Raw genomic sequence first — 13,825 nt, 5'->3', positions numbered from 1 at the left:
CGGTCCGCAGCCGCGCTCCACAGCCGAGCGGCCCGTGTTTCAGCCAACCAGCGCTGCGCTTCGCACCGACAGGCCGCCTGCCGGAGCCGGAGCGCCGGCGCCGTCCTGCGTGGTCCGACGCCGTCGGCCCGCCCCATCCACAGGAAGCCGTTGCCATGACCGCCCCGCGCCCGCTCGCCCTCGATCTCACCCCGGCCCTGATCGAGGCGGCGGCGAAATCCAAGGCCTGGCCCTTCGAGGAGGCGCGCAAGATCGTCGCCCGCCTGGAGAAGACCGGCAAGGGCGAGGTGCTGTTCGAGACCGGCTACGGGCCGTCGGGCCTGCCGCATATCGGCACCTTCGGCGAGGTGGCGCGCACCACCATGGTGCTGCATGCCTTCCGGGTGCTGACCGGCGACCGGGTGCCGACCCGGCTCCTGTGCTTCTCCGACGACATGGACGGCATGCGCAAGGTGCCCGACAACGTGCCGAACCAGGATCTGCTGCGCGGCCATCTCGGCAAGCCGCTGACCCGCGTGCCCGACCCGTTCGGCACCCATGACAGCTTCGGCCATCACAACAATGCCCGCCTGCGCGGCTTCCTGGATGCCTTCGGCTTCACCTACGAATTTGCCAGCGCCACCGACTACTACGCGGCCGGCCGGCTCGACGAGAAGCTGCTCGTCATGCTGGAGCGCTACGACGACGTGATGGCGATCATGCTGCCGACGCTGCGCGAGGAGCGGCGGCGCACCTACGCGCCCTTCCTGCCGGTGCATCCGAAGACCGGCGTGGTCATGCAGGTGCCGATCGAGGAGCGCAACGTCGCGCGCGGCACCGTCGTGTGGACCGATCCGGATACGGGCGAGCGCTTCGAGACGCCGGTCACCGGCGGCGGCGCCAAGGCGCAGTGGAAGCCCGACTGGGCCTTGCGCTGGGCGGCGCTCGGCGTCGACTACGAGATGTCCGGCAAGGACCATATCGACAATGTCCGCATCTCCGGCCAGATCTGCCGCGTGCTCGGCGAGCGTCCGCCGGAGGGCTTCAACTACGAGCTCTTCCTCGACGACCAGGGCCAGAAAATCTCCAAGTCCAAGGGCAACGGCCTGACCATCGACGAATGGCTGTCCTATGCCTCGCCGGAAAGCCTGTCGCTGTTCATGTTCCGCGAGCCGAAGGCGGCCAAGCGGCTCTATTTCGACGTGATCCCGAAGAATGTCGACGAGTATGCCCAGTTCCTGGAGGCCTATCGCCGCCAGCCGCTCGAGCAGCAGCTCGGCAATCCGGTCTGGCACATCCATTCCGGCCTGCCGCCGGAACCGGAGCGGATCGGCGGCGCGGCCGGCAATGCCCCGTCGAGCTCGATCTCCTTCACGATGCTGCTCAATCTGGTCTCGGCCTCGAATGCCGAGGATCGCGCCGTGCTGTGGGGCTTCCTGTCGCGCTACGCGCCGGGCGCCTCGCCGGCGAGCAACCCGGAGCTCGACCGGCTGGTCGGCTACGCGATCCGCTACTTCCACGATTTCGTGAAGCCCGGCAAGGTGTTCCGCGCGCCGACCGCGACCGAGCGGGCGGCCCTGGAAGCCCTCGATGCCGCGCTCGGCGCGCTGCCGGCGGTGCCGGACGGCGATGCCATCCAGGCGGCGGTCTACGATGTCGGCCGCAGCCATTTCCCCGACACCAAGAAGCTCGGCCCGGACGGCCGGCCCGGCGTGTCGCAGGAATTCTTCGCCAGCCTCTACCAGGTGCTGATCGGCCAGGAGCGCGGTCCCCGATTCGGGTCCTTCGTGGCGCTTTACGGCGTTGCGGAGACCCGAACCCTCATCGGCAAGGCCCTGGCCGGCACCCTGGCGACCAAAGTGGCGTGAAGCGGCGGCGCATGGCTCCCATATCCGGGGAAATGCCGCCACCGGCGGCGCTTCCCCGCGATCCGGGATTGCACGCATGCAGAAACTTGGTTGAGTATCGTCGCCCCGGTTCCAGCGGAGCCGGTTCAGCTGGGGAACTTCAACCATGAAAAAGTATATCGCCGAAGTGGTCGGCACATTCATTCTGGTCTTCATCGGCGTCGGTTCGGTGGTGGCCGGCGGCCTCGGCGGCGCCCTGCCGCTCGGTCAGGTCGGCATCGGGCTGTGCTTCGGTCTCGCCGTCACGGCGGCCGCCTATGCGATCGGCCCGGTCTCCGGAGCCCATCTCAACCCGGCGGTGACGGTCGGTGCCTTCCTGGCCGGCCGCATGTCCGTCGCGGACGTGATCCCCTACATCATCGCGCAGCTGGTCGGCGCGACGCTGGCCTCGGTGGTCCTGCTGCTGGCCGTCTCCGGCAAGGCCGGCGGCTACGACGTCGCCACGCTCGGCTTCGGACAGAACGGCTGGGATCCGGTCAAGGGCTTCTCGATGACCTCCGCCTTCCTGATCGAGGTGGTGGCAACCTTCGTGTTCGTCACCGTGATCCTCGGCGTCACCCATCCGAAGCACACGACCATTCTGGCCGGGCTGGTGATCGGCCTGACGCTGGCCATCCTGCACATGGCCTTCATCCCGGTCTCGGGCAATTCGCTCAATCCGGCCCGCGCCTTCGGCCCGGCCCTGTTCGCCGGCGCCGGGGCGCTCGGCCAGCTCTGGCTCTACATCGTCGCCCCGCTGATCGGCGGCGCGCTCGCCGGCATCGTCTCGCGCACCGGCCTGCTCTCGGCCGACTGACCGGCAGTCGGGCAGCGGCGGCGGCCGAACGCCCCGCCGCCGCTGCCGCCCATCTTCTGCGAACTGTTGTGTCGCCCGACGGCCGGACGGCCCCGAACCGGGCGCCTCGACCCGCCCCGAACGCGCGTGCTATGCCTCCGTCTGAAATCTCCGGAGGCACGACATGGCAAACCCGATTGAACGCTTTCTCGGCGGCCCGCCGCTGAGGACGCTGCTATGGCTGGCCTTCCTGTCGATCGTGGTCGGCTTCGTCCTGGCCACGCTCGGCCTGCATCCGATGCGGCTGGTGCAGGGCGTGATCGACGCCGTCGAAGGCCTGATCGACGCGATCTCGCGGCTCGGTCTCGGGGCCTTCCGGTCGGTCGGCCAATATCTGATCTGGGGCGCCATCGTGGTCGTGCCGATCTGGCTCATTTCGCGGCTGCTCGCGGTCGGCCGCGGCCCGCGCTGATCCGCCGCCATGTCGGAGAAGAAGAGCTCCTTCCGAAACATCCTGTTCCTGGCGGTCTCGATCGGGCTCGCCCGGATCGTCTCGGAATCGGCCGGGCTCGATCTGAAGCAGACGATCGGCGGTGCGATCCTAGCCTTCCCGCGCAGCCTGGTCCAACTCGGCGGCGACATCCACTATGAGATCGCGACCTTCCTGGCCATGACACTGAGCGCCCCCTATGCGCTGCTCGGCCTTGTCGTGCTGGTCGCCTTCGGGACTTGGGGCGGACTGCGTCGAGCCCGCACCGACCGCCGCACCGGACCCGTCTAGCCGGAGCGCCCCCGCGCCGGCGATCAGACGAAGCCGCGTGCGACGCGGTGGATGATGGTGTGCCGGCGCGCCAGCCGGTCGATATCGTCCTGATAGCCGCCGCCGAGCACGCAGGCGAGCGGCAGTTCCCGATCGCGCACGGTCCCGATCACCCGCCGGTCGCGCTCGGCGAGGCCCGCGTCGGACAGCGCCAGCCGGCCGAGCCGATCCTCGACATGCGGGTCGACGCCGGCATTGTAGAAGACGATGTCCGGCCGGTGCCGGTCGATCGCATCCGGCAGGATCGCCGCCAGGGCCGCCAGATAGGCCTCGTCGGAGGTGTCGTCGGCGAGGGCGATATCGAGATCGGACGGAACCTTGCGGGCCGGGAAGTTGCGCTCGGCATGCATCGACAGCGTGAAGACGGCGTCGTCGCCGGCGAAGATCGCCGCGGTGCCGTCGCCCTGGTGCACGTCGAGATCGACCACCAGCGCGCGCCCGATCAGGCCGTCGGCCTGGAGCACGCGGATCGCGACCGCGACGTCGTTGAAGACGCAGAATCCGGAGCCCTGCTCGCGCCGGGCGTGGTGGCTGCCGCCGGCCGTGTTGCAGGCGAGCCCGTGTTCGAGCGCGAGCCGGCCGGTCATGACGGTGCCGGCCGAAGCCGTGCGCGCGCGCCGGGCGACACGCGGCGTCATGGCGAAGCCGATCTCGCGCGCGACCCGGTCGGGCACGGCGGCGCCGAAGACCTGGTCGACATAGGCCGGATCATGGGCGAGCCCGATCCAGCCGGCCGGCGCCTCGGCCGGAACGTGGAACGCGCCGGCCGCCGCCAGTCCGTCCTCGACCAGGATCTCGGCGATGCGCCGGAACTTGGCCATCGGGAAGCGGTGGCTCGGCGGAAAGTCCGCGTCGTAGTGGGGATTGTGCACGATCGGCAGCATGGCGCGAGTCTATCGCTCGCGGCGCGCCGGCGGAACGGTCCCGGCCGGAAAGGCCGGACAGCCTTTCCGGCCGGCCGGCGACGCATCGGTGGCATCCAGCCATGAGGCGGCCGGGGCTTGCCGGATCGACGGACCTGCCGCAAAGGTCGCCGCCATGACGTCCAGCGCCATCCCCCATCCGCCCGAGTTCAGGCCGCCCGACTTCGGGCAACCGGACTTGCGGGCGCCCGACCATCGCGCCGTTCTCGCCATCGCGGTGCCGATGACGCTCGGCTACATGACCACGCCGCTGGTCGGCCTGGTCGACATGGCGGTGGTCGGCCGCCTCGGCGAGCCCGCCCTGATCGGCGGCGTGGCGATCGGCTCGGTGATCTGCGATGTCGGCTTCACCACCTTCAACTTCCTCCGATCCGGCACGACGGGCCTGACCGCGCAGGCGGTCGGCCGCGGCGATCGGCCGGAAATGCTGGCGACGCTCATGCGCGCGCTGGTCCTCGCCGGTCTCGCCGGCCTCCTGATGATGCTGGCGGCCCCGGCGGCCGCGCTGGCCGGACGCGCCGTCTTCGGCGGCAGCCCGGCGGTCATGGAGGCGATGGCCACCTATGTGCTGATCCGCCTCCTCGGCGCCCCGCTGGTGCTGGCCAATTTCGCGCTGTTCGGCTGGCTGCTCGGTCTCGGCCGGGCCGGCGCCGGGCTCGTGCTGCAGACGGTGCTCAACGGCGTCAACGTGGCGGCGGCGGTCGGACTGGTGCTCGGGGCCGGCTGGGGCGTGGCCGGTGCGGCCTGGGCGGCGGTCGCCGCCGATGCGGTCACGCTCGCGCTCGGGCTCGCCCTGCTGGCCCGGACCCGGGACCGCTCGGCCTGGCCGGGCTGGGCGCGCGTGATCGACCGTCCCGCCGTCCTCGCCATGCTCGGCACCAACCGCGACATCATGATCCGGTCCTTCGTGCTGCTCGCCGCCTTCGCCTTCTTCACCCGGCAGAGCGCGCTGCAGGGCGACCTGGTGCTGGCCGCCAACGCCATCCTGGAGAAGTTCTTCCTGTTCGGCGGCTACTTCCTGGACGGGTTCGCGGCTGCCGCCGAGACCTTCGTCGGCCGCGCCGTCGGCGCCCGCCGGCGCGACATCTACGATCGCGCCCTGATTCTGACGGCCATCTGGGGCTTCGCCCTCGCCGGCCTGGTCAGCGCCACGCTCTGGGCGGCCGGTCCGGCGCTGCTGGCCTTGATGACCTCGGCGACCGCGGTGGCGGAAACGGCGCGGCTCTATCTCGTCTGGGCCGCGCTGACGCCGCTCGCCGGCGTGCTGGCCTTCCAGATGGACGGCGTCTTCATCGGCGCCACCTGGTCGCGCGACATGCGCAACATGATGCTCGTATCGCTGGTCGTCTATCTGGCGGCCTGGGCACTGCTGATGCCCGCCTTCGGCAATCACGGGCTCTGGCTGGCCCTCCTGATCTTCCTCGGCGTGCGCGGCCTGTCGCTCGGCTGGATCAGCCGTCGGCGCGCCGCCGAAACCTTCGGGGCGCGCTGACCGGAGGCCGCGGCCCGAATCAGGTCGCGTTGCCCTGCAGGGCTCTCAGGAAGGCTTCGTCGGGCTCGCCGGTCGGCTTCATGTTCAGCTTGCGCTGCTGGGTTCTGACCGCCTGCCGGGTCTTGTCGTCGAGCGTGCCGGTGATCGCCCCGCCATAGAGGCCGCGGGACTGCAGCAGCGCCTGGACGCGCTGGATCGTGTCGGCCGGGCCGAGGCCCGCCTGCGGGGCGCCGGGTTCGATCCAGACCGTCGCCTCCTCGTTGGCGGTCCGGTCCGCCGGGCGGGCCCGGAACACCTCGACGGCGGCCTTGGCGGCCGCGAGATTGCTCTTGTCGAGATGGCCGGCCACCTCGTCGCGCTTCTTCTCGGCGTCCTTGTCGCCCTGCAGCGCCGAGAGGCCGAACCATTTGTAGGAGACGGCGAGGTCCTGCTTCACGCCCGAGCCGAGCGCATAGATGATGCCGAGGTTGAACTGGCTGTCGCGCAGGCCGTATTCCGCCGCCTTCTGGAACCACGGCACCGCATTGGTCATGTCGCGGTCGTTGGCGAACAGCACGCCGAGATTGTGCATGGCGCGCACATTGCCCTTCTCGGCCGCCGACAGGTACCAGCGGCGCGCCTGGATCGGATCGCGCGTGCCCATGTGGCCCTTCTCGTAGGCGGAGCCGAGCCGGTACTGGGCCGGCGGGAAGCCCCGGTCGGCGGCGCGCTGATACCAGAGCGCGGCTTCCTTCGGATCGGCGGTCACGCCGCGGCCTTCGGCATAGCGCATGCCGACCTCGAACTGCGCCTTGACGTCGCCCGCCGCGGCCGCCTTGCGCAGCGCGGACGAGCCGATCGCCTCGGGCGGCTCGAGGGCGGCAGTGCCGCCCTGGTCCTCGATGGCCTTTTGGATGCCGCCGGTGATGATCGGATCGGCGGCGAGCGAGGGCGGCGGGGCCGCGATGCGGACCGGCTGCACACCCGCCTCGGGCGTCACCGTCGGAGCCGTTGCGAAGCCGCCCGGTGCGATCGACGGGCGCGGGGCGTCGATGAAGCCGCCGGGCGGGGTCGACGGCGGTGCCAGGCTGGCGCTGCCGGTTTGGGAGGGCGCAACGAGGGCTGGCGGCGAGCCGCCGGCCACCGGGGTGCCCCCGGCCACCGGGCTACCCCCGGCCACCGGGCTGCCCCCGGTCGTCGGGGTGGCGGACGGGGCGGCGGTCCCGGCGGGGTCTCGCACCGGCTTGCCGAGTTCGGCCACCTGCGGCGCCTTCGCGGCCGTCCCGGCGGTCTCGGTCTGGCGCTGGCCAGGCAGCATCTGCAAGGCGAAGACGGCGAGCAGCACGGCCGCGGCCGCCAGCATCAGCGGACGGCGCCGGCCGCGCAGGGCGGCGCCGATCCGCGCCAGCGGACCGCGCGGATTGTCCTCGGGCACCGGGCCGTCGTCCTGCGGGCCGGGCTGCGGCTCGACATACGGTTCCTCGACCGGCAGCGTCTCCGCCTGCTGGGCGGCCTGCGCGGCCCGGCGCGCCGCGGCGATGAAGTCGGTGCGCCGCGGCACCGCGACGGTCGTCTCGTCGGCGTCGCCGGTCCGCCGGTCGGGCGATGCCGCCTCCGGATCGGCCGCGCGACCGCGCAGGCCGGGCTTGCCGGATCCGACGGCCAGCGGACGGGCATCCTCCGTGGCCGCGCGGCTCTGTTCGGCGCGCAAAAGGCCGGTCTGCAGGCTCGCCAGCAGTTCGGCGGCCGGCGGCGACGCGGCCCGGCCCTCGACGGCGCCGAGCCGCTGGATCACCGCCGCCAGGGCGTCGTGGACCGAGCGGAGCGTGGTCGCCGCGGCGGCCTCATGCTCGCGCATGCCGTTCTGAAGGGCGGCCATCTCGGCCCGCAGCGCCTCGACGGCGGCCAGGGTTCCGCGATCCTCGGTCACTCCGGCGATCTCGGACAGCGCCTCGCGCGCCACCTGACGGGCTGCCTCCACGGTCAGATCCTGTTGTTCCGACAGGATCATCTGGATGCGCGTCAGGGTTTCCTCGATGGCGCCAAGCCCGGAATTGCGGCTCTCGCTCTCCTCGATCTGCCGATTGAGGCGCCCGAGCTGCTCCTCGATCAGAACCATCGCCCGCTCGTCGACGGTGATGCGTGCCCGATCGATCCGGTCGCCGAGCTCGTTGAGGCGCGCCTCGATCGCGGCGGAGGGAGGCTGCGCCACCGAACGGGCGATCTCGGTGCGCAGCGCGGCGATCTCGCGGGCGAGCGCGCTCGGATCGAGGCCCGCGAACGGGCGCAGTTCGAGCCGGTCGAGCTTGTCGACGAGGGACGTGACGCGCGCCTCGAAGGCTTCCATCATGTCGAGATGGTGCGACGGCCTGAGGCCGGCCATCTGCTCGTCGATGCGATGCAGCAGCGCCTCGATCGCCCCGAATTGGGGCGTGGCGCCGGAGCGGGGCGCCTCGGCCCGGTCGAGCCGTTCGACCAGGTCGGCGATCGCGGTCTGGATGGCCGCGACCTGGCTCGCGTCCGGGGTTCTTTCGCCCAGCCGGTCGAGCTGCTCGGCCAGAGAGGCGATGCGGGCCGTGATCACGGCATTGTCGTCGCGCCGCGCGGCGGCCTCGATGGCGGCAAGCCGGCGGGTCACCTCGAAGGTCTGATCCTCGATCGCCTGCAGGGCCTCCGCGGTGCCGCTACCCGCCCGGATCGCCCGCAACTCGTCGATCAGCGCTTCCAGCCGATCCGGGGCGATGCCCGGTCCGGGCCGGCTCTCCAGGGCCGCGATCTTCTCGGTGATCTCGGTCAGCCGCTGGTCGAACAGGCGGACCAGGCCGCCGGCATCGAAGGCGCCGAGTGCCTGCCGGATCTCCTCGAGACCGGCGGCGAGGCGGCGCGCCTCGGCGGCGTCGGCCCCGAAGGTCTCGACCTGACCGGCGACGCTGGCGACCAGCGCACGCAGCCCGGCGACCTCGCCGGCATCCGGCAGGTCTTCGAGCCGGCTGCGCAGGGCGCCGAGTTCCGTCGCGATGGCGCTCAGGATGGCGCGGTCGGCCGCGTCCCGCTCGACGCCGTGGCGGCCGAGATCGTCGACGCGCGCGACGACATGGCCGAGCCCCGCTTCCAGGCGGGCGAAGCCGGGCTGCGGATCGGCCTGCGCGATGGCGTCGCGCAGCCGCGCGATCTCCAGCACCAGGGGATCGAGCAGGCTCGGCTCGATCCGCGTGGCCGCCAACGCGTCGACGCGACCGACGATCGTCTCGACCAGGCTCAGGTCGGCGGCCGTCGGATGGCGGCCGTGGCGTTCCATGTCGGCCCGGAAGGCGCGGATCTCGTCGAGGAGGTCGGTCGGCCCGACCGGATCCTGCCGGGCGGCCAATCCGTCGATCCGTTCGGCCAGGGCGCGGAAATGCCGTTCGATCTCGGCCATGCTGGGGATGGCCGCAGACGGCATCGGCGGGATCGCCGCGCCCAGGGGGGCCTGGACCTGCGGCGCCTGCGGCAGCGGCACGTGCGGCAGCGGCGCCTGGGTCCGCGGTGCTGGCGCGCTCTGTTCGGGGAGGCGCGGCGCGGCGGAGGCGATCGGCGGGGCGGCCGAAACGGCGATCGACTGCGGTCCGGGCCGCTCCATGGCGCCGGAACCGGTTTCGGCGGCAAGGGCCTGGCGGCGCGCCGTGATCTCCGCGATCGCGCTTTGAAGGAGGTCGAGCCGGCCCGACAGGAGCGCTCCGGGCTCGGCCGGAGCGGCCATGGTGGGGCGGACGGACGTTTCCGTCCGGGCGGTCGGAACGGGTCGGGCGGCCGGCTCCAGCGTGGCGGGGGCGCCGGCCGGGATCCGGGATTCGGGGCGTCCGGCCGGGGGCGCCGCGGTCGCCGACAACGTGGCCATCGACGACGCGGTCGTCGCCTCGCCGCCGCGTTGCGTGGCCGTCTCCGGCGACGATGCGGCGGCGCGGAGATTGCGCAGGCGCGCGTCGAGGCTTTCGAGGGTCTTCAACAGCCCGGTCGTGCGGTCGCCGCCCTCCGGGCTGCCGCGTCCGCCGGACGGCGCGCTTTCGGCGCGCGCGGGCGGGTGCGCGACCGGATCGGGGGTGACATAGGGCATCTCGGCCGGGCGGCCGGCGGCCGTCCGTGCCGGTTCCTCGGGTCTCGGGGTGCCGATCAGTCTGGCGAGGGCGCGGGCGATCGCTTCGGGATCGTCCATCGCCCGTCCCGCTGCGGCGGCCGGCACCGCGGCCTGCGCGGCGGCCGGCATCGGGCTCGGGGCGGCCTGGACCGGGAGCACGGGCGCGGCGATGGCTGCGGACGGGGCCGTCGTGCGGGGTCCGGCAGGCGGCGTGGCACTCAGCCGCTGCAGCCGCTCGGTCAGTTCGGCGAGTTTCCGTTCGACTTCGAGCGCCATCGGACTGGCAGGGGCCGCCGATCCGGTCCCTCCGGCCGGCACGGCCGTCGACGGATCCTGACGCCGGTCCAGAATGACCGAATTCAGCCATTCGCCAACCGACAACCCCGCGCGCCGGGCTTCACCGAGCGCACGTTCCCTGGCCTCGTCGTCGATCCCGCGGACACTCCACGTCATGTGCGACCTCATCGAGGGCGGGGCGCCGAAATTCCGATCGGGCGATTCGGCGCCCGCCGCCGTCACCGGAAGCAGATTCAGGCTGTCATGGTAAACAACGGGTTAACCCCCGCAGGACCCATGAACAGTTGGGAAACCTCCGTTAATGATTCGCCACTTCGACTGCGACCCGGAATGGCGTGCCGCGCGGCTGCGGATGTCCTGTCGCGGAGCCGAAAACGGTCGCGGCGGGTCCGACAGGAACCGGTCAGCAATGCCCGGACGGGATGGCGGCGATGCACCAAAACCGGCGCCGATCGATCCCGCCACTCTTGACCTCACGTGAGGTACATAATATCACCTGATCTGATATAAAAAATAATGATGGTCCGGGGTGGGGGAACTTCTCTCGATTCTCTTTCGAGATAGGAGCTGTTCCCATGGGTACGAATGCACGGACGGCTGAAAAGTCGGGGTCCGATGATGTGGAGCGTCTGCCGGGCGGTTCCGTTGAAGCGCGGCAGGCTTGGTTTACGATTGGCGATCTGGCGCGTGAATTCGATGTGACCTTGCGCACCTTGCGCTTCTACGAGGACAAGGGGCTGCTGAACCCGCGGCGCGAGGGGCTCAATCGAATCTACAATCGGCGGGATCGGGCCAGGCTGAAACTTGTCCTGATGGGCAAGCGGGTCGGGTTCTCTCTGACCGAGATCAAGGAAGTGCTCGATCTCTACGACCTGAAGGACAATCAGCTCACGCAATTGCGTGTCGCCCTGAAGAAGTTCAACGAACAGATCGGCGTGCTCGAGGCCCAGAAGCGGGATTGCGAGCTGGCGCTTGACGAACTGAAGACGACGGTCGGCCAGGTCGCCGACATGATCAAGACGCGCGAGAAGACCCGGAACTGACCGATCCGATCGGGTCGGCCTGTCGGGTCGGCCCCATAATCGATCGGACGGCACCGGCAGAAGCGGATCGGCACGATCCGTATGGCTGTGGCGACGACGGAACGGCATCGAAACGGGGCGATGCGGTCCGCGCGCCGCGGCACTGCGGGTGGAATCCCCGGCGCCGCGCTTGGCGGCCTTGCCGGGCAGGCGCGAACGAAGCCGACGGCGCCCGCGGGGTCGGCGTAGCGCGCTCATGCGCGAGCAGGTCCGTTCGCCGCCGAAGGGTGAACCGGCGGCGCCAATCCAAGCCATCTTTCCGCAGGGATGCGATCCGTCCAGGCCCGGTGCGCTCCCGATGGCCGCGACAGGGGGGATCCCACGGGCGACGGAGCCCGCCACCGGCAACGCGGCCTCTCGCGGAGGCCGGCGGGCCGCCGGGTGCACGGTCTCCGATTTCGACGCGGTCTCTGCTTCCGGCACCGTCTCGGCTTCCGGACGGCGATAGCCGCCGAAGCGATGCGGCTCGGTCCTTCTGTCCCAGACGGAGGCGTGCCCGGAAACGATTCCTGGCCCGGACACCACTGCGTGCCGAACACGACGGCGTGCCCGGAAACGAAGGCGTGCTCACAAACGCAAACGGGCCCCAGGAGGGGCCCGCCGGATTGGCGCCAAGACCGGTGGTATCGCGCCCGGAACGGGCGCGCCGGCTCACTGCTGCTGCTGCGCCTTGCGCTGGGCGGCGCGCAGCTGATCCTCGATCGACTGCCGCTTGGCATTCACCTCGGCGGCGATCGCCTCCTGGCGCTTCTTGAAGGTTTCCTGGTCGATCGGCTTGCCCTCGTTGGCCGACTTGTAGGTCGCCAGCGGGAAGTTGAAGGCAACCGCATTGGCGGCCTGGCCCTGCGCGTTGACCACGATGGCATTGCCCTTCTTGAGCGCCGCCACGAACGGGTCGCTCGCCACCAGCTGCACGACGCAGCCGTCGGGGGCACACCAGCCGAACTTGCCTTCTTCGGCCTTGCCGTCGTCGACCTGGACCTTGAGGCCCGGCTGCAGCAGAAGACCGGTCGGAACGATCAGGCGGACGATCTTGCGCGCCTCGCCGGTCATTTCCATCAGCGAGAAGGAGGCCAGGAACTGGCCGCTGGTGGTGCGCAGATCGTATCCGGTCTGGCACAGCTCCTTCTTGGCCTTCTCGTCCGTCCGGCAGATCTTGATCCAGCCGTCGGTCACGATTCCGTCGCCGCTCTTGGCACCCTGTGCCACGGCCGAGCCGACGGCCATACCGAGGAGCGTCATGACCGCAGTCATCGTCGTGACGACCACCTGCTTCACGACGCTTTTCAGGACATTCATCATGGTTCTCATCGACCCCCGGGGCTGATCGGTGCCCGTCATAGCCCATCCGGACGGATTGGTTCAATGGGGTACGGCATTCGTAACCCACCGCTTCCTGACCATCCATTGCGGCGAGAAAGCGGCCGGGCCGCTCCGCCATGCGGCTTTGTCTCCCGGCGATGCGGGCGTGTCACGTTCATCGGCTGTGCTGCGCGAGGAACCGGTCCATCCGCGCCAGGCTCTGTTCGGTCTGGCCGGACGGAAAGGCCTGGAAGACGTGGCAGCCGCCCGGATAGACGGCAAGTTCCGCTGCGTTGCCGGCCGCGCTCCAGCGTGCCGCCATGAACAGGCTGTCGTCGAGCAGCGCATCGCGGGTGCCGACCGAGAACAGCGCGGGCGGCAGGCCGGCAAGGTCGGCCTGCAGCGGCGAGATGTCCGGATCGGCCGGATCGCCGCCGCGCAGCAGGAAATGGCGGACGAACATGGTGATGTCGCGGGTCGACAGGACCAGCTTCTCGAGCCCGAAGCGGCGCGCGCTCGGCGTCAGCGCCAGATCGAAGCAGCCCGCGACCAGATTGGCCGCGTGGAACGGGGTCAGACCGTGCCGGTCGCGCAGGCGCAACAGGGTCACGACGGCGAGATGCGCGCCGGCCGATTCGCCGCCGATCGCCAGCCGCCCGGTCTCGAACCGCGTCCGGCCCTCGCCGAGCAGCCAGAGCGCAGCCGCCTCGCAATCGTCCGGGCCGGCCGGATAGGGATGCTCGGGCGCGAGCCGGTAGTCGACCGATACCGCGGTCAGCCCGGTCGCATCGGCGATCCGTTCCAGCCGCGGGTCCTGCTGGTCGGCGGCACCGAGGGTCCAGCCGCCGCCGTGGATATGCAGATAGACGCCGCGGGTCGGACCCTCCGCCGGCGCGATCGCGCGCAGCGTGATCGGCCCGCGCGGGCCGTCGATGTCGAACGTCTCGGCGCGCGCCGATTTCGGCGCCGGCGGAAAGGGCCCGAGGCCGCGGGCGCGCCGGTCGCGCACCACATGGGCCGGGAAACTCCAGACATCCGGCAGGGCCTCGATCTTCGCCGTGATCTCGGCATTGAGCCGGCGGGTCTCCTCCGGGATGGCGTCGGGACGGAAGAGGGCGGGATCGGGCAGTCCGGTCATCGGCGCGTCGCGGCTCC

General features: G+C 71.0%; 10 protein-coding genes. 6 read left to right on the top strand and 4 right to left on the bottom strand.

Annotation, left to right across the window (positions count from 1 at the left end):
* Nucleotides 1-155 precede the first annotated feature (155 nt).
* The 4 genes from ABB55_RS09715 (at nucleotide 156) to ABB55_RS09700 (ending at nucleotide 3,442) form a co-directional block, all read left to right on the top strand.
* Complete coding sequence (locus ABB55_RS09715; RefSeq protein WP_054358629.1) at nucleotides 156-1,847, top strand: lysine--tRNA ligase; 1,692 nt, start codon at nucleotides 156-158, stop codon at nucleotides 1,845-1,847.
* A 145-nt stretch (nucleotides 1,848-1,992) separates the two neighbouring features.
* Nucleotides 1,993-2,682: an MIP family channel protein gene (locus ABB55_RS09710; protein ID WP_054358628.1), complete on the top strand. Its 690-nt coding sequence runs from the start codon at nucleotides 1,993-1,995 to the stop codon at nucleotides 2,680-2,682.
* A 163-nt stretch (nucleotides 2,683-2,845) separates the two neighbouring features.
* Entirely contained in the window at nucleotides 2,846-3,133 is a 288-nt protein-coding gene (locus ABB55_RS09705) for a DUF6460 domain-containing protein (protein WP_054358627.1), read from the top strand.
* A 9-nt stretch (nucleotides 3,134-3,142) separates the two neighbouring features.
* Complete coding sequence (locus ABB55_RS09700) at nucleotides 3,143-3,442, top strand: hypothetical protein (RefSeq protein ID WP_054358626.1); 300 nt, start codon at nucleotides 3,143-3,145, stop codon at nucleotides 3,440-3,442.
* 23 nt (nucleotides 3,443-3,465) lie between these two features.
* On the opposite strand, the gene ABB55_RS09695 is transcribed toward ABB55_RS09700, so the two are convergent.
* Nucleotides 3,466-4,365 carry a histone deacetylase family protein gene (locus ABB55_RS09695; protein WP_054358625.1) on the bottom strand — a complete coding sequence of 300 codons (900 nt, stop codon included), beginning with the start codon at nucleotides 4,363-4,365 and terminating at the stop codon, nucleotides 3,466-3,468.
* Between the two features lie 154 nt (nucleotides 4,366-4,519).
* Here ABB55_RS09695 and ABB55_RS09690 point away from each other — a divergent pair, with 154 nt between their 5' ends.
* Entirely contained in the window at nucleotides 4,520-5,896 is a 1,377-nt protein-coding gene (locus tag ABB55_RS09690; RefSeq protein ID WP_083463501.1) for an MATE family efflux transporter, read from the top strand.
* Nucleotides 5,897-5,915: 19 nt separating this feature from the next.
* Here the strand turns inward: ABB55_RS09690 and ABB55_RS09685 are convergent, their stop codons facing one another.
* Complete coding sequence (locus ABB55_RS09685; RefSeq protein ID WP_152981991.1) at nucleotides 5,916-10,442, bottom strand: peptidoglycan-binding protein; 4,527 nt, start codon at nucleotides 10,440-10,442, stop codon at nucleotides 5,916-5,918.
* A gap of 419 nt (nucleotides 10,443-10,861) precedes the next feature.
* Here ABB55_RS09685 and ABB55_RS09680 point away from each other — a divergent pair, with 419 nt between their 5' ends.
* On the top strand, nucleotides 10,862-11,329 hold the full coding sequence (locus tag ABB55_RS09680) for a MerR family transcriptional regulator (protein WP_054358623.1): 468 nt from the start codon (nucleotides 10,862-10,864) through the stop codon (nucleotides 11,327-11,329).
* 690 nt (nucleotides 11,330-12,019) lie between these two features.
* Here ABB55_RS09680 and ABB55_RS09675 read toward each other — a convergent pair.
* Complete coding sequence (locus ABB55_RS09675; RefSeq protein WP_160321201.1) at nucleotides 12,020-12,667, bottom strand: invasion associated locus B family protein; 648 nt, start codon at nucleotides 12,665-12,667, stop codon at nucleotides 12,020-12,022.
* 178 nt (nucleotides 12,668-12,845) lie between these two features.
* On the bottom strand, nucleotides 12,846-13,808 hold the full coding sequence (locus tag ABB55_RS09670; protein ID WP_083463499.1) for an alpha/beta hydrolase: 963 nt from the start codon (nucleotides 13,806-13,808) through the stop codon (nucleotides 12,846-12,848).
* Nucleotides 13,809-13,825 lie beyond the last annotated feature (17 nt).

The organism is Prosthecodimorpha hirschii (assembly GCF_001305515.1).
Classification (GTDB): domain Bacteria; phylum Pseudomonadota; class Alphaproteobacteria; order Rhizobiales; family Ancalomicrobiaceae; genus Prosthecodimorpha; species Prosthecodimorpha hirschii.
The sequence above is the reverse complement of the archived record's forward strand: the minus strand, read 5'-3'. Positions and strand labels throughout refer to the sequence as shown.